General features: G+C 66.7%; 17 protein-coding genes. 6 read left to right on the plus strand and 11 right to left on the minus strand.

The window, feature by feature from the left end; genetic code table 11:
* Positions 1-167: 167 nt before the first annotated feature.
* Complete coding sequence (locus tag AC1DJN_RS14135) at positions 168-1,367, minus strand: MFS transporter (RefSeq protein WP_478013587.1); 1,200 nt, start codon at positions 1,365-1,367, stop codon at positions 168-170.
* Between the two features lie 73 nt (positions 1,368-1,440).
* On the opposite strand from AC1DJN_RS14135, the gene AC1DJN_RS14140 reads away from it, so the two are divergent.
* Positions 1,441-2,238 (plus strand): AraC family transcriptional regulator, encoded by a 798-nt coding sequence (locus tag AC1DJN_RS14140; RefSeq protein ID WP_032977641.1) that lies wholly within the window; start codon positions 1,441-1,443, stop codon positions 2,236-2,238.
* A gap of 99 nt (positions 2,239-2,337) precedes the next feature.
* Here the strand turns inward: AC1DJN_RS14140 and dnaJ are convergent, their stop codons facing one another.
* The 4 genes from dnaJ to hrcA all read right to left on the minus strand — a co-directional run bounded on the left by dnaJ (position 2,338) and on the right by hrcA (position 7,398).
* Positions 2,338-3,471, minus strand: a complete 1,134-nt coding sequence (gene dnaJ, locus AC1DJN_RS14145; RefSeq protein WP_478039347.1) for a molecular chaperone DnaJ — start codon at positions 3,469-3,471, stop codon at positions 2,338-2,340.
* Positions 3,472-3,625: 154 nt separating this feature from the next.
* Entirely contained in the window at positions 3,626-5,551 is a 1,926-nt protein-coding gene (gene dnaK, locus AC1DJN_RS14150; protein WP_478039348.1) for a molecular chaperone DnaK, read from the minus strand.
* Positions 5,552-5,754: 203 nt separating this feature from the next.
* Complete coding sequence (grpE, locus tag AC1DJN_RS14155) at positions 5,755-6,270, minus strand: nucleotide exchange factor GrpE (protein ID WP_025878870.1); 516 nt, start codon at positions 6,268-6,270, stop codon at positions 5,755-5,757.
* 63 nt (positions 6,271-6,333) lie between these two features.
* The gene (gene hrcA, locus AC1DJN_RS14160) at positions 6,334-7,398 is read right to left on the minus strand and encodes a heat-inducible transcriptional repressor HrcA (protein ID WP_025878869.1); all 1,065 of its coding nucleotides are present in this window, start codon (positions 7,396-7,398) and stop codon (positions 6,334-6,336) included.
* Positions 7,399-7,513: 115 nt separating this feature from the next.
* Here hrcA and recN point away from each other — a divergent pair, with 115 nt between their 5' ends.
* The gene (gene recN, locus AC1DJN_RS14165; protein ID WP_032977644.1) at positions 7,514-9,175 is read left to right on the plus strand and encodes a DNA repair protein RecN; all 1,662 of its coding nucleotides are present in this window, start codon (positions 7,514-7,516) and stop codon (positions 9,173-9,175) included.
* A 203-nt stretch (positions 9,176-9,378) separates the two neighbouring features.
* On the opposite strand, the gene AC1DJN_RS14170 is transcribed toward recN, so the two are convergent.
* Positions 9,379-10,296 carry a LysR family transcriptional regulator gene (locus AC1DJN_RS14170; protein ID WP_478039349.1) on the minus strand — a complete coding sequence of 306 codons (918 nt, stop codon included), beginning with the start codon at positions 10,294-10,296 and terminating at the stop codon, positions 9,379-9,381.
* Between the two features lie 97 nt (positions 10,297-10,393).
* Here AC1DJN_RS14170 and AC1DJN_RS14175 point away from each other — a divergent pair, with 97 nt between their 5' ends.
* Positions 10,394-11,644 carry an SGNH/GDSL hydrolase family protein gene (locus AC1DJN_RS14175; RefSeq protein WP_032977647.1) on the plus strand — a complete coding sequence of 417 codons (1,251 nt, stop codon included), beginning with the start codon at positions 10,394-10,396 and terminating at the stop codon, positions 11,642-11,644.
* 63 nt (positions 11,645-11,707) lie between these two features.
* Here the strand turns inward: AC1DJN_RS14175 and fur are convergent, their stop codons facing one another.
* Positions 11,708-12,115: a ferric iron uptake transcriptional regulator gene (fur, locus tag AC1DJN_RS14180; RefSeq protein WP_025878865.1), complete on the minus strand. Its 408-nt coding sequence runs from the start codon at positions 12,113-12,115 to the stop codon at positions 11,708-11,710.
* 103 nt (positions 12,116-12,218) lie between these two features.
* On the opposite strand from fur, the gene AC1DJN_RS14185 reads away from it, so the two are divergent.
* Positions 12,219-12,614: an outer membrane protein assembly factor BamE gene (locus AC1DJN_RS14185; RefSeq protein ID WP_032977650.1), complete on the plus strand. Its 396-nt coding sequence runs from the start codon at positions 12,219-12,221 to the stop codon at positions 12,612-12,614.
* A 35-nt stretch (positions 12,615-12,649) separates the two neighbouring features.
* Here AC1DJN_RS14185 and AC1DJN_RS14190 read toward each other — a convergent pair whose 3' ends face one another.
* A complete protein-coding gene (locus AC1DJN_RS14190; RefSeq protein WP_032977653.1) occupies positions 12,650-12,907 on the minus strand; it encodes an RnfH family protein in 258 nt (85 codons plus the stop codon).
* Positions 12,908-12,910: 3 nt separating this feature from the next.
* Positions 12,911-13,336 (minus strand): type II toxin-antitoxin system RatA family toxin, encoded by a 426-nt coding sequence (locus tag AC1DJN_RS14195; RefSeq protein ID WP_025878862.1) that lies wholly within the window; start codon positions 13,334-13,336, stop codon positions 12,911-12,913.
* 57 nt (positions 13,337-13,393) lie between these two features.
* Between AC1DJN_RS14195 and smpB the strand changes: the two genes are divergently transcribed.
* Complete coding sequence (gene smpB, locus AC1DJN_RS14200; RefSeq protein WP_025878861.1) at positions 13,394-13,897, plus strand: SsrA-binding protein SmpB; 504 nt, start codon at positions 13,394-13,396, stop codon at positions 13,895-13,897.
* Positions 13,897-14,325, plus strand: coding sequence for a GNAT family N-acetyltransferase (locus AC1DJN_RS14205; RefSeq protein WP_032977656.1), 429 nt, complete (start codon positions 13,897-13,899; stop codon positions 14,323-14,325). The genes smpB and AC1DJN_RS14205 overlap by 1 nt, the downstream gene beginning before the upstream one ends.
* An 82-nt stretch (positions 14,326-14,407) precedes the next feature.
* On the opposite strand, the gene AC1DJN_RS14210 is transcribed toward AC1DJN_RS14205, so the two are convergent.
* Positions 14,408-14,980, minus strand: a complete 573-nt coding sequence (locus tag AC1DJN_RS14210; RefSeq protein ID WP_032977659.1) for a hypothetical protein — start codon at positions 14,978-14,980, stop codon at positions 14,408-14,410.
* Positions 14,981-15,121: 141 nt separating this feature from the next.
* Positions 15,122-15,324, minus strand: a 203-nt coding sequence (locus AC1DJN_RS14215) for a GNAT family N-acetyltransferase (RefSeq protein WP_478039350.1), incomplete at its 5' end; no start/stop codon positions are given.

Genomic DNA, 15,324 nt, shown 5'->3' on the forward strand with positions numbered 1-15,324 from the left:
GGTGTCCGCGGCATGGATGCCGCGGCCAAGCCTCCAGGGATGGATTCACGGCGTCCCCCGCAACCGGACCCACCCCGCCATCCCACGAAATGCACGCTTTTGCCGTTGCCGTTGCCGTTGCTCTGGCATCTGCAGGTGCAGGGCGCAGCCCTGCCGAAGAACACCCCTCAGTGCGCAGCAGGCCTGGACGGCGGCAGCCAGGCCGCGACGATGCCCAGCAACGGCAGGAACGCGGTCAGCTGGTAGACGAATTCGATGCTGGTTTTGTCAGCCAGCAGACCGAGCACCGCTGCGCCGAGGCCGCCCATGCCGAAGGCAAAGCCAAAGAACAACCCGGACACCATGCCAATGCGGTGCGGCATCATTTCCTGCGCATAGACCACGATCGCGGAGAAGGCCGAAGACAGCACGAAGCCGATCAGCACCGCCAGCACCGTCGTCCACAGCAGGTCGGCATGCGGCAGCATCAGCGCGAACGGTGCCACGCCCAGGATCGAGGCCCAGATGATCGGCTTGCGACCGATACGATCGCCCAGCGGCCCGCCGAAGAATCCACCCGCGGCGGACGCCACGAGGAAGGCGAACAGATGCAGCTGCGCCTGCGCCACCGGAATGCCGAAATGATGCATCAGGTAGAAGGTGAAGTAGCTGCCGATGCTGGCCATGTAGAAGTACTTGCTGAAGATCAGCACCAGCAGGATGGCCAGCACCCGGGCGATCGTGCGCGGCAGATGGCGCGCGGCAGTCACACCATGCGCTGCTGGCCGGGGCGCGCCCAGATGCAGCGAGTACCAGCGACCGACATAGGTCAGCAGGGCAATGCCGATCAACGCTGCACCGGCAAACCACGATGCGGAATGCTGGCCATAGGGCACGATCACCGCTGCGGCGATCAGCGGCCCCAGCGCCGTGCCGAAGTTGCCTCCCACCTGGAATACCGACTGCGCCAGGCCATGACGGCCGCCGGAGGCGAGGCGTGCGATGCGCGAGGCTTCCGGATGGAAGATGGCCGAACCGATACCGACCAGCGCGGCGGCCAGCAGCACCATCCCGTAGTTGGGCGCAAAGCCGAGCAGCAGCATGCCGCACAAGGTCGAGGCCATGCCGATCGGCAGTGAGTACGGGGCCGGCCGGCGGTCGGTGGCAAGGCCGACCAGCGGCTGGAAGATCGAGGCGGTGAGCTGGTAGGTCAGCGTGATCAGGCCGATCTGGGTGAAGCTGAGATTGAAGCCGCCCTTGATCACCGGATAGATGGCCAGGATCAGCGACTGCATCATGTCGTTGACCATGTGCGAGCTGGAGATTGCCGCCAGCACTCCGGGCGATACGGGGCGGGCGGATACGGCGGGAGAAGCCAGAGTCGACATTGCGCACGGTCAGGATGGGGGCGAGCTGTGCATGCTACGGTGGGCATCCGCTCCCTTCTGCCGCGTTCTGGTCATGGCCTATCGCAAAAAGGACACCCTCTGCCCCATCCGCGAAACCGCGCCGTGGAACGAGGTGCCGGTGCATCGCCCGGTCACCTGCCGCGCACGCGACTACCGCGCCGGCACCCACATCGCGGCGCACAAGCACCGGCGGCACCAGCTGGTCTATTCCATGTCCGGGCTGATGGTGGTGCGCTCGGAGGTCGGCCGCTGGGTGGTGCCCTCCACCCGCGCCATCTGGATGCCGGCGGGCATGGCGCATGCGGTGGACTGCATCGCCGAGGTGCACATGCGCAGCCTGTATATCGAACCGTCATTCGCCCCGCAGCTGCCCGCCGAGCCCTTCGCCGTGCAGGTGGCCCCCCTGCTGCGCGAACTGCTGCAGGCAGCCATCCTGATCGACGGGCCGCATGAAGAAGACAGCCGCGATGGCCGCGTGGTGCGGCTGATGCTCGACGAACTGCGCCGCATGGACGTACTGCCGTTGCACCTGCCCGAGCCCGTCGACCCGCGCCTGCACAGGATCTGCCAGCACATCCAGAAACATCCCGGCGACGAGGCGACCCTGCAGGACTGGGCGCAGGCGTTGGCGATCGACGTGAAAACCATCCAGCGCCACTTCGCCAGCGAACTGGGCATGACCTTCGGCCAGTGGCGGCAGCAGGCGCGCCTGCTGGCCGCGATGGAACGGCTGGCCCGCGGCGAGAAGGTGATCGATGTTGCGCTGGCGATGGGCTATGACAGCCCCAGTGCGTTCACCAGCATGTTCAAGCGGCAGCTGGGGCAGACGCCGGCGGCATTTTTCCGTTGATCCGTTGCACCGCGTCCACACATGGCGCGGATCTGCTGCGCCGGAAACGAAAACGCCGGGCATGGCCCGGCGCTGTCGTTCAACATTTCCCTCAAGGGATCAGGACGTCATCCGATCCCAGAAGCCCTTGACGCCGTCGATGAAGGTCGCCGACTTCGGCGAATGCTTGCGCGCATCCTCGCCGTTGAAGGTGGCTTCAAACTGCTCCAGCAGCTTGCGCTGGTCGCTGGTGAGGTTGACCGGCGTCTCCACTACCACGCGGCAGTACAGGTCACCCTCGCTGCGGCTGCGCACCGAACGCACGCCCTTGCCGCGCAGGCGGAACAGCTTGCCGGTCTGGGTCTCGGCCGGGATACGGATTTCCGCTTCGCCACCGAGGGTGGCCACGCGCACGGTATCGCCCAGTGCGGCCTGCGAAATGCGGATCGGCACTTCGCAGTGCAGGTCGTCACCGTCGCGCTGGAAGATGTGGTGCTCGCGCACGCGCACTTCCACGTACAGATCGCCCGGTGGCGTCCCCGCAGGGCCGGCCTCGCCCTCACCCGCCAGGCGGATGCGGTCGCCGGTATCCACGCCCGCCGGCACCTTCACCGACAGCACCTTGTCTTCTTCGACACGGCCGTTGCCGTGGCAGGTCTTGCAGGGCTTGGCGATGATCTGGCCACGGCCACCACAGTTGTGGCAGGCCTGCTGCATGGCGAAGATGCCGCGCTGGATGCGCACCTGGCCACGACCATGGCAGACGTTGCAGGTCTCGACCTTGCCGTCTTCCGAGCCGCTGCCATCGCAGTCGCCGCATTCGGCCAGGGTCGGAATCTCGATGCGGCGCTCGACGCCACGCACCGCTTCTTCCAGGTCCAGCTCCATCACGTAACCGATGTCGGCGCCGCGACGCGCCTGGCGCGGGCCACCACCGCCGGCACCACCAAAGATGTTGCCGAAGATGTCGCCGAAAATATCGTTCATGTCCGGGCCGCCCGGACCACCGCCACCACCGCCCATGCCGTGTTCGAACGCGGCATGGCCATGGCTGTCGTACATGCGGCGCTTGTTGCCGTCGGACAGGACTTCGTAGGCTTCCTTGCACTCCTTGAAGGAGGCTTYGGCCGCCGCATCGCCCGGGTTGCGGTCCGGGTGGAACTTCATCGCGCAACGGCGGTAGGACTTCTTCAGTTCTTCGTCGGTGGCGGTGCGGGCAACGCCCAGCACTTCGTAGTAATCGCGCTTGCTCATATCGTGGATCGCATTCCGGAAAGTCGGGATTCGTCAAAGCGGAAGAGCGGAACCAGGTCCGCTCTTGCGTCGGGCRCCCCGACACGCCAGAGGGCGGTCAGGACCCTGGTACGACAACGGGACGCTGGCAACCAGCGTCCCGTGTCGGTCCGGATCAGGACTTCTTGTCGTCCTTGACTTCGGTGAACTCGGCGTCCACCACGTCATCCTGCGCCTTGCCCGCATTGCCGGCGTCGGCACCCGGGGCGGCACCGCCCTGGTCGGCCGAAGCCGCAGCGAACAGCGACTGGCCAGCTTCTTCCAGCACCTTCGACTTGGCTTCGATCTGCGCCTTGTCGTCACCCTTCATCGCGGTTTCCAGATCGGCCAGGGCCGCTTCCACCTTGCCGATCACTTCGCCACCAACCTTGCTGCCGTGCTCGGTGATCGCGCTGCGGGTGCCGTGGATCAGGGCATCGGCCTGGTTGCGGGCCTGCACCAGCTCCTGGAACTTCTTGTCTTCTTCGCGGTTGGCTTCCGCGTCGGCGACCATGCGTGCGATCTCTTCCTCGGACAGACCCGAACCGGCCTTGATCTCGACCTTCTGTTCCTTGTTGGTCTTCTTGTCCTTGGCCGACACGTGCAGGATGCCGTTGGCGTCGATGTCGAAGGACACTTCCACCTGCGGCAGGCCGCGCGGGGCCGGCTCGATGCCGGACAGGTCGAACTTGGCCAGCGACTTGTTGAAGCGGGCCTGTTCGCGCTCACCCTGCAGCACGTGCACGGTCACGGCCGACTGGTTGTCCTCGGCGGTGGAGAACACCTGCGAGGCCTTGGTCGGGATGGTGGTGTTCTTTTCGATGATCTTGGTGAACACACCGCCCATGGTTTCGATGCCCAGCGACAGCGGGGTCACGTCCAGCAGCAGCACATCCTTGACGTCGCCGCCCAGCACGCCGCCCTGGATCGCAGCACCCAGTGCCACGGCYTCGTCCGGGTTGACGTCCTTGCGCGGYTCCTTGCCGAAGAACTCGGTGACAGCCTGCTGCACCTTCGGCATGCGGGTCTGGCCGCCGACCAGGATCACTTCGCTGATGTCGCTCGAACGCAGGCCGGCGTCATTCAACGCAACGCGGCACGGCTCGATCGACTTCCTGATCAGCTCTTCCACCAGCGATTCCAGCTTGGCGCGGGTCAGCTTGATGTTCAGGTGCTTCGGACCCGACGCGTCAGCGGTGACGTACGGCAGGTTCACTTCGGTCTGCTGGGCGCTGGACAGTTCGATCTTGGCACGCTCGGCAGCATCCTTCAGGCGCTGCAGGGCCAGCGGATCCTTGCGCAGGTCGATGCCCTGGTCCTTGTTGAACTCTTCAACCAGGTACTCGATGACGCGGTTGTCGAAGTCTTCGCCACCCAGGAAGGTGTCGCCGTTGGTGGCCAGCACTTCGAACTGCTTCTCGCCGTCGACATTGGCGATCTCGATCACCGAGACGTCGAAGGTGCCGCCGCCCAGGTCGTAGACAACGATCTTGCGATCCTTGTTGTCGCCCTTGTCCAGGCCATAGGCCAGCGCGGCCGCGGTCGGCTCGTTGATGATGCGCTTGACGTCCAGGCCSGCGATGCGGCCAGCGTCCTTGGTTGCCTGGCGCTGGCTGTCGTTGAAGTAGGCCGGCACGGTGATGACCGCTTCGGTGACCTTCTCACCGAGGAAGTCCTCGGCGGTCTTCTTCATCTTCTCCAGCACCTTGGCCGAGATTTCCTGCGGTGCCATCTTCTTGGCATCGCTGGTGGCCACCCAGGCATCACCATTGTCATGGGCCAGGATGCYGTAMGGSACGTGCGCGATGTCCTTCTGSACTTCRGCGTCGGTGAACTTGCGGCCGATCAGGCGCTTSACSGCGTAGAAGGTGTTCTTCGGGTTGGTSACGGCCTGGCGCTTGGCCGAGGCACCGACCAGGACTTCGCCGTCCTTGGTGTAGGCGACGATCGACGGGGTGGTGCGATCGCCTTCCGAATTTTCGATGACGCGGGCCTTGCCGCCGTCCATGATCGCCACGCACGAGTTGGTGGTGCCGAGGTCGATACCAATGATCTTGCCCATGGGGGAGACTCCTTGAAGGATGTTGTTTTTGTCAGTCCGGCCGTTCGGCCGGTGGATGAATGGGATGTGGGGGAGGCTCGTGGAACATTCAAGCCATCCCCCGAACGCTGTGTTTCCGTTCGCCCAACACGTTCAGCGTCGGTCGTGCCGATGCCCCGGTCGCGGCGGGAAAACCCGCGTCAGGCCAAGCCCGGCGCCCGCGGTCAATCGGCGGCAACCACCACCAGCGCCGGCCGCAACAGGCGCTCGTTGAGCAGGTAGCCCTTCTGGAACACGGTCACCACGCTGCCCGGGGCGGCGCCGGGGGCAGCGACCTGGCTGATCGCCTGGTGGTGTTCCGGGTTGAACGGCTGCCCGGTCGGGTCCAGCAGCACCAGGCCGTTGTCACCAGCGACCTTCAGCAGCTGCTTGTAGGTCAGCTCCAGGCCCTCGCGAAGCGGATGGGCATCGTCGCCGGCGGCCTTTAGGCCGGCATCGAGGCTGTCGAATACCGGCAGCAGTTCGCCCAGCAGCTTCTCGTTGGCGAACTTGCGCGCCTGTTCGATGTCGCGGGCCACGCGCTTGCGCTGGTTGTCGAGGTCGGCGCGCTCACGCAGCGCTTCGGCCTTGACCTGCTCCACTTCGGCACGGAGCTGTTCGATCTGTTCGTTGACGCCCTCGGCGGCAGCTGCGTCGGCGGCGGCCTGCTGGGCGGCGATGTCTGGCTGATCTTGATTCATGTCTGGGTCCCTGGCGGTCACTCTCCGCCTCCACCCACCCTAGTGTGGGCGGGATGCTGCGTTTCAAGCGTCCGATGCACCCGGAGTTCGCCCGCCCGGCGAAAAGGCCGCGCCGAGCACATCGGCGGTGGCCTGGACCAGCGGAATCATGCGGTCGTAGGCCATCCGCTTCGGCCCGATCACGCCCAGCACGCCCAGTACCTGGCCGTTGGCGGTGTACGGCGCGGTGACCAGCGAGACGCCCTGCAGGGGTACCACGCCGGTTTCCTCGCCGATGAAGATGCGCACGCCGGGGGCCTGGATGGTCCGCTCCAGCAGCTGCAGGATCTCGCGCTTGCTGGAAAACAGCTCGAACAGCTCGCGCAGGCGCTCCAGGTCGGACAGGTCCTGCACCCCCATCAGACGCGTCTGGCCGGCCACCAGCATGTCGTCGGCCGGCGGCTGCAAGGCCTGCTCGGCCAGCTCGACGCTGTGCGCCAGCACCTGTTCCAGCTCGGAACGGGCGTCGCGCAGCTCCAGCAGCAGGCGGGTACGGATCTCGGCCAGGGGCAGCCCGGCAAAGTGGGCATTGAGGTAATTGGCCACCTGCTCCAGCTGCCCCGGCGCGAAGTCCTGGCGGGTCTCGATCACCCGGTTCTGCACTTCATTGTCGGCAAACACCAGGATCGCCAGCACCCGGCGCCCGTCCAGCGCCACGAAATCGATCTGGCGGAAGGCGAACTGCTCGCGGCGCGGCGCGCTGACCACGCCAACGAAGTGGCTCATCGCCGACAGCAGCTCCGACGCACTGCCGAGCAGCGCCTGGGTACTGCCGCCTCCGGCCAGCTCCTGACGCAGTCGGGCCAGCTCCCCTTCGCCCGGCGGCTGCATCTGCAACAGGCTGTCGACGAACACCCGGTAGCCATGCGCGGTCGGAATCCGGCCCGCCGACGTATGCGGCGAGGCCAGCAGGCCCAGGTCTTCCAGGTCACCGAGGATGTTGCGGATGGTGGCCGGACTGACCTCCAGGCCGGCCACGCGCGCCAGCGTCTGCGAACCCACGGGCTCGCCATCCTGGATGTAGCGCGCGATCAGCGTGCGCAGCAGGTGCCGCGCGCGCGGGGCAAGTTGGTCGGGAGAACCGTGCATGAAATCAACCTGTGAGACAGGGACATTAGATAATGGCGACGCATCCCCTTGGCAAGTCATTGGACGACCCCGCCGCGCGTGCTAGCGTTGCGCGGCTGCAGACACCCCCTTACCCATGCTCAGACATCTTTCAATCAAGGATTTCGCCGTCGTCCGCGCCACCGAACTGGAGTTCGGGCCGGGCATGACCGTGGTTTCAGGCGAGACCGGCGCGGGCAAATCGCTGATGGTCGACGCCCTGGGCTTCCTGTCCGGCCTGCGCGCCGACAGCGGCGTGGTCCGCCATGGCGCGGCCCGGGCCGAACTGTCGGCCGAATTCGCGCTGGACCAGCTGCAGGCCGCCCGCCAGTGGCTGGCCAGCAATGAGCTGGACGATGAAGACCAATGCCAGCTGCGCCGCGTGATCCGCGCCGACGGCGGCTCGCGCTCGTGGATCAACGGCCGCCCGGTCACCCTGGCGCAGCTGGCCGACCTCGCCGGCCTGCTGGTGGAAATCCATGGCCAGCATGAGCAGCAGGCCCTGCTGACGCGCCCGTCGCAGCTGGCCCTGCTGGACGCCTATGCCCGCAACGAAAGCGAACGCCGCCAGGTGCGCCGCGCTGCCGCCACCTGGCAGGCGCTGGTCGATGAATCCCTCGCATTGTCGCAACAGGGCGACGTGAGTGACCGCATCGGCTTCCTCGAACATCAGCTGCGTGAACTGGACCGTGAGGATCTGGAGCCGGAGTCGATCACCGCGCTCGGCGCCAGCCATCGCCGTCAGGCGCATGCCAGCGCCCTGTTGGCCGCCTGCCAGGCAGCTTCGGACCAGCTCAACGGCGACGAAGGCCACTCGGCGCTGGACCTGCTGCAGCAGGTGCGGCATGAACTGGCCAGGGTGGCCGAACATGACCCGCGCCTGGGCGACGTCGATGCCCTGATCGACAGCGCCTCCATCCAGCTGCACGAGGCGCTGGCCCTGCTCGACCGGGTGCATGACGACCTGGACGCCGATCCGGACCAGTTCGAGGAGAACGAGCGCCGCCTCGGCCGCCTGCACGACCTGGCCCGCAAGCACCGCGTGCCGATGGATGAGCTGGGTGCGCAGCGTGAGCGCATGCACGCCGAAGTGGAACAGCTGCGCGGCGCCGACGAGCGCCTGCAGCGTCTGGCCGGCGAAATTGAGAAGGCCGCAGCGGCCTGGCGTGTCGAGGCTGCAGCACTGACCACCAGCCGTCGCACCGCTGCTGCCGAGCTGTCGGCCACCACCACCGGCATCATTGCCGAGCTGGGCATGGGCGGCGGCCAGTTCCTGATCGAGCTGGAGCCGCAGGACAACGGCAAGCCGGACCCGCAGGGCGCCGAGCGCGTCGAGTTCCTGGTGGCTGCCAATGCCGGCCAGCCACCGCGTGCGCTGCGCAAGGTCGCTTCCGGTGGCGAGCTGTCACGTATTTCGCTGGCCATCGAAGTGGCCGCGCTCGACCTGGATGCAGTGCCGACCATGGTGTTCGACGAAGTCGACTCCGGCATCGGTGGCGCGGTGGCCGATATCGTCGGCCAGAAGCTGCGCGCCCTCGGCGAAAAGCGCCAGGTGCTGTGCGTTACCCATCTGCCGCAGGTCGCCTCCAAGGGCCACGCCCATTACCGGGTCAGCAAGGCACCGGTGGAAGGCATGACCCAGAGCGCAGTGGAGAAGCTCGACGCAAAGGCCCGCGAGGAAGAGCTGGCGCGCATGCTGGGTGGAGTGGAAGTGAGCAAGGAAGCCCGCGCCGCCGCGCGCAAGCTGCTGCAGGTGTAGGTCCCTGCACGCCTGTTGGCGCGCGTGAATCGGGGGCATTCATCCACGCATGGCGTGGATCTACTGCAGGCCTGACGCCTGGTAGTGCCGGCCGCTGGCCGGCAACCCAACGCACGTGGACGAGGACCTGGTAGTGCCGGCCGCTGGCCGGCAACCCGACGCACGCGGACGAAGGTCATGACGCTGCCGGCCAGCGGCCGGCACTACCCCCGCGGCTGCGTCAGATCGACGTTCTCCACCAGGAAATCAAGGAACGCGCGCACCCGCAGCGGCAGGTAGCCCCCCTGGCCCAGGAACACCGCGTGCACCTCTTCCAGGTCGCCCGGGTTGGCGTCCTCCAGCACCGGCAGCAACCGGCCTGCCGCAATATCGGCCTGCACCTGGAACGCCGCCAGCCGGGCCAGGCCCAGCCCACCCAGCACCAGCTGACGCAGCGCGTCGCCATTGCTGGCGCGCGCATTCCCGCTCGGAAGCACCCGCTGCTGCTGGCCATCCTGAAGCAGCGGCCAGCCCTGCACCGACCGTGCATGGCCGATATCCAACCGGTTGTGCGCCAGCAGCGCATCGGCATTGGCCGGCAGTCCGTGTCGTGCCGCATAGGCCGGTGCCGCCACGATCATCATCCGCGTTGCACCCAGCCGGCGCGCGACCAGGCTGGAACTCTTCAACGGACCGGCCCGCACCGCCACGTCCGTGCGCTGCTCCAGCAGATCGATCACCTCGTCGGTCAGGGTCAGGTCCACACCGACCTGCGGATGGCGCTGCAGGAATTCCGGCAGCAGCGGCAGCAGGAAATGCTGGCCGAACGGCACGTTGGCATTGACCCGCAGCCGCCCGCGCGGCTCGGCGTGGGCGCTGGCACAGCGTTCGGCCTCTTCCAGATCGGCCAGCACCCGCAGGCCGCGCTCATAGAACGCGCAGCCCTCCGGGGTCAGCTGCAACTGGCGGGTGGAGCGCTGCAGCAGACGCGTGCCCAGCCGTTGTTCCAGCCGCGCAACCAGCTTGCTGACCGCCGACGGTGTCATCTCCAGGCTGCGGGCGGYGGCGGAAAAGCCGCCGGTTTCGATCACCCGTACGAACACTTCCAGTTCGCCGGATCGGTTGATGTCGGTGCGTGCCATGCCAATGAATTCGATTCACAGATGATTGTCCATGCGCAGTCTAGGTCACAGATGACCCTGGACGCACCATGGTCGTCCCTCCCACCGGGTCATCCCGATGAATCGCCTGAGCCAACTGACCGCCACCGCCCTGCTTGTCCTGTCCGGCGCCGCCGCCGCGTCACCTGCCCCGCACTGGGTGGCCAGCTGGCAAGCCAGCCCGCAGCCGGTGTGGGGCAGCGATTTCCTGTTTCCTACCCTCATTCCCGGCCAACTGCAGGACCAGACCTTTCGCCAGAGCGCTCGCATCAGTCTGGGCGGGTCCCGCCTGCGGATCCGCCTGAGCAATGCCTACGGCACCCAACCTTTGCGGATCGGCGCTGCCAGCATCGCCGCCCATACCGGGGACACGCCGCAGCCGCTGCGCTTCGACGGCCAGCCCGGGGTCGTGATTGCGCCCGGGCAGGACCGCCTGAGCGATCCGCTCCCCCTTCCCACCGCTGATCGGCAGGCGGTGCAGGTCAGCGTTTACCTGCCCGACCGCACGCCGCTGCAGACCTTCCATTGGGAAGGGCGGCAGACCAGTTGGATTGCGCCGGGCGACCAGCATCAACGGCCCGCGCTGCGGGACGCCAGCAGCACCACGGCCCGCCTGCTCCTGTCGGCTATCGAAATCGAGGCCCCGGCCATCGCGCGCAGCGTGGTGGTGATCGGCGATTCAATCACCGATGGCGCCACCGCCAGCCTCGACCAGGACCAGCGCTGGACCGATCACCTCGCCGCGCGGCTGGCACCAGAAGGTGTAGCGGTGGTCAATGCCGGCATATCCGGCGGTCGCCTGCTGCACGATGGCATGGGCGAATCGGCCCGCAAGCGTTTCCAGCGTGACGTGCTCGACCAGCCCGGTGTCGCCAGTGTGATCGTGCTGATCGGCATCAACGACATCAGCTGGCCGGGCACGGCCTTTGCCCGCGCGCAGGCCCGGCCCAGCCTGGCCGAGCTGCAGGCCGGCTACCGCGACCTGGCCCAGCGCGCCCATGCCCGCGGCCTGCGCATCCTCGGCGCGACCCTGACCCCGTTTGCCGGCGCCCTGCCCGGCACCCCGTTGGACGACTACTACGCCGCGGACAAGGACGCCCTGCGCCAGCGGCTCAACGCCTGGCTGCGCACGGACAGCCCGTTCGACGCGGTGATCGACCTCGACGCGGCCCTTCGCGATCCGGCCGATCCCTCACGGATGGCGGCTGCCTACGACTCCGGCGACCACCTGCACCCGGGCGATGCAGGGAACCGGGCGATGGCCGAGGCGGTGGATCTGGACGTCCTGATGGGGCCATCCACGCATGGCGTGGATCTACCGCGACGCTGAGGCCAGACAAACAAAAACCCCGGGCATGCCCGGGGTTTCGTCGCAATCAACTGGCTGCGCGGCTTACTTGCGCTTCTTGCGCACGTACAGCACCAGCGAGTGTTCCTCCAGCTCGTAGCCATGATCGGCAGCGATCTTGCGCTGCAGGTCTTCGATCTCAGTGCTTTCGAACTCGATGATCTTGCCGCTGTCCACATCGACCATGTGGTCGTGGTGGCCGCCGCGGTCGAGTTCGTAGACGGCCTGGCCGCCTTCGAAATTGTGCTTGAGCACGAGGCCGGCGGCCTCGAACTGGGTCAGCACCCGGTACACCGTGGCCAGGCCGATCTCGTCGCCATGCTCCAGCAGCTGGCGGTAGATGTCTTCGGCGGTCATGTGGTGCTGGGCATTGCGCTGCTCGAGCAGCGCCAGGATCCGCATCCGCGGATGGGTCACCTTCAGGCCGACTTTACGCAGGTCGTGGGTTTCCATAGGTCTCCGTTCATTGGCGATTTAGCGCCAGCTGCCTCGGATTGGGTCGCGGTGGCACGCCGGGAGTGTATCATCGGATTGATTTCCCCAACCGCCAGTCCCGATGCGCAATCTCCTGTTGGTCGCCGCCGTCGCCTTGTCCACCACCGGGTGCGGCATCATCTACAAGCAACCCATCTACCAGGGCAACCTGATCCGGGAAGATGCCGTTGCCAAACTGCAGGTCGGGCAGAGCAAGCAGCAGGTCACTGCCCTGCTGGGCACCCCGTCGGTGCCGGATCCGTTCCACGCCCAGCGTTGGGACTACACCTCGACCGAGCGCGTGAACCGCCTGGGCCGTACCGACGTGAAGAATTTCGTCGTGTACTTCGAAAATGATGTGGTCACCCGCTGGGAAGGCGATTACTTCCCGGCCAACGACAAGGCCCTTGCCCAGCAGACCGTGCGCCAGTTCGGCCGCAATCTGCCGAAGGACAAGAAGAAGAAGGGCGGCCGCTGAGCCACCCTGCCCGTCCTCCGGACGGGCCTTGGAGATCAACCGCCGCGCGCGCGTCGCCGGCGGTTGTCCTTCGGGTCGGCCTGCAGGCCACGCAGCAGCTCCACACGATCACCATCCAGCAGCACCTGATGCGGCTGCGCCAGTACGCCATGCACGGCGGCGGCAGGACAGTCGGCACTGCCTTCGAGCCGGGCCGCTGCCACGGCATCAGCCACGGTCGCCCCCTCCTCCAGCTGCAGCCGGCGCGACAGCACCTGGTGTGGCCAGGCCAGCACGACCTCGACCTCGATCATCGTTCAGCCCTCGTCGGCGACGCGGACGAAATCGTTGACCATGCGATCGGCCAATCCCTGGAAGCCGATGGCCAGCGCCGGACCCAGCAGGCGTGAACTCGGCTCGAAGTCCAGGGTGAGGGTGACCTTGCAGGCATCTTCCGCCAGGGCGTGGAATTCCCAGCGGCCGTGCAGTTGCTTGAACGGCCCCTCGCGCAGCTGCATGTCGATGCTGTGCGGGCGTTGCAGGGTGTTTTCGGTCTGGAACCAGGTGCTGAACGAACCCAAGCCCAGGTCCAGGCGAGCGACCAGCCGGTCTTCGCCCTGCTCGAGGATGCGGGCGTCGGAGCACCAGCGGAAGCGGCGCGGATAGGCCTGGACGTCGTTGACCAGATCGAACATGCGCGCGGCCGAATGTTCGACCAGGGCACTGCGGCGGATAGTAGGCATGAATACAGGACGCTTCGGCAATCGACCGGGCGGGCCCGAATCGGAGACAATACGGAAATGAGCAAGAACACCGGCAAGGATAAAGCAAAGAGCGCGACGGCCAACAAGACCATCGCGTTGAACAAGCGTGCCCGTCACGAGTACCACATCGAAGACCGCTTCGAAGCCGGCCTGGCCCTGCAGGGCTGGGAAGTGAAGTCGATCCGCGCTGGCCGCGGCAACATCGTCGACGCCTACGCCTATGTGAAGGACGGCGAGATCTTCCTGATCGGCGCGCAGATCACCCCGCTGATCCAGGCCTCCACCCACGTGGTGGCCAACGACCGGCGCGAGCGCAAGCTGCTGCTGCACCGGAGCGAGATCGACAAGCTGGTTGGCAAGGTCGAGCGTGATGGCTACACGATCGTGCCCACCGCCATGTACTGGAGCAAGAACAAGATCAAGCTGGAAGTGGCGCTGGCCAAGGGCAAGCAGACCCACGACAAGCGCGATGCCGCCAAGGATCGTGACTGGGCGATCGAGAAGCAGCGGGTAATGCGTCGCGGCAACCGCGACGCCTGATGGAGCGCGCCGACGCTCCTGCGGCGGCCAATGCTGAAGACGCGCGCGAGCTGTGCGCGCGGTTGTCTGCGTTCAACCGCGCCAGCAGCGGTTTCGACTTCGAAGACGTGCCGGTCCGGCTGGCCTGGCGCGATGAACAAGGTGAACTGCGGGGCGGACTGCTTGCCGATGTCTGCGCAGGCTGGCTGCAGGTGCATGTCCTGTGGGTCGACCCGGAACTTCGCGGGCGTGGCATCGGCCAGCGCCTGTTGGCGGATGCCGAGACCCAGGCCCGTGACGCTGGTGCGTGCGGGGTGATGCTCGACACCTTCGACTGGCAGGCCGAACACTTCTACCTGCGACAGGGCTATGAAGTGTTCGGGCGGCTCCCCGATTGCCCGCCGGGCCACGAGCGGATCTATCTGCGCAAGGTGCTGCCAGGCCTTTAGCCCACGGCCCCTCCGTCGGCTTTCGAAGGACTGCGCCAGACTGCCCAAGCGCGGGGCGTCGCCCACCGTTTCGGGCAACGACTCAACCCGCCAGCATGCCCTGCCCGCGCAGACGCGGTGACAGCGCCGCGTGCATCACTGCCAGGTGCATCACCACCGACAGCTCAGGAGCATGGCGATCATCACCGGCACGCCACTGCTGTGCCAGCCGCGCCGCATCGACGGGCAGCAGGGCCAGCAACTGGGCGTCGTCCAGCGCGTCGGCGGAGGCCTGCAGCTGCCGCGCCAGTTGCCGCGACTGCCACACGTGCACGCCAATGCTCAGGCTGGCCAGCGACATGAGGGTCAGGGCCAGGCCATGCTCGAACCACTGTGACAGCACATCCGGACCCCACAGGAGTGCGGCCAGTACCGCCAGGGCCGGCAGCCGCCAGCCCAGCCAATGGAAGCGGCCACGCCGAGGCCAATGCACCACCACCGCACTGGCGATCAGCGCGGCTGCAGCCGTGGCCGGCAACTCGGTTACCCAGGTTGCAGCCAACAACACCGCCAGCACCGCCCAGACCCAGCCGGGCGGCAGTGCCCGCCGCTGGTAATCGGCCCCTACCGGGCCAACCAGCTGACGCAGGCTGCGCTGTTGCATTGCTTCGGTCACCGGCCGTCTCCGTATCTGTTCTGGCTGGAATGGTCGTAGCCAGTGTGTCGCAAATTCGTGCCCACGACGTTAGCAATCCGCTATGACGGACGCTCTACAACATGTTGCGGATTGGCGTGGCGACCGGCCGACGCCTGCCATTCACGCCGCGCGGAGATCCTTGCTGAGGAACACGCGACTGGTCCCCGGCGGATCGCACGGGACCTGGCCGAATACGGTCCAGCCATGCTTCACATAGAAGTCCGGCGCCTGGAAGCTGATGGTGTAGAGCACGGCGGAACGGCAGCCGCGCCGGCGTGCTTCCTCTTCGGCAGCGGCAAGCATCTGCGACCCCAGGCCATTAC

The sequence above is a fragment of the Stenotrophomonas sp. 05L414_2 genome (genome assembly GCF_056397905.1).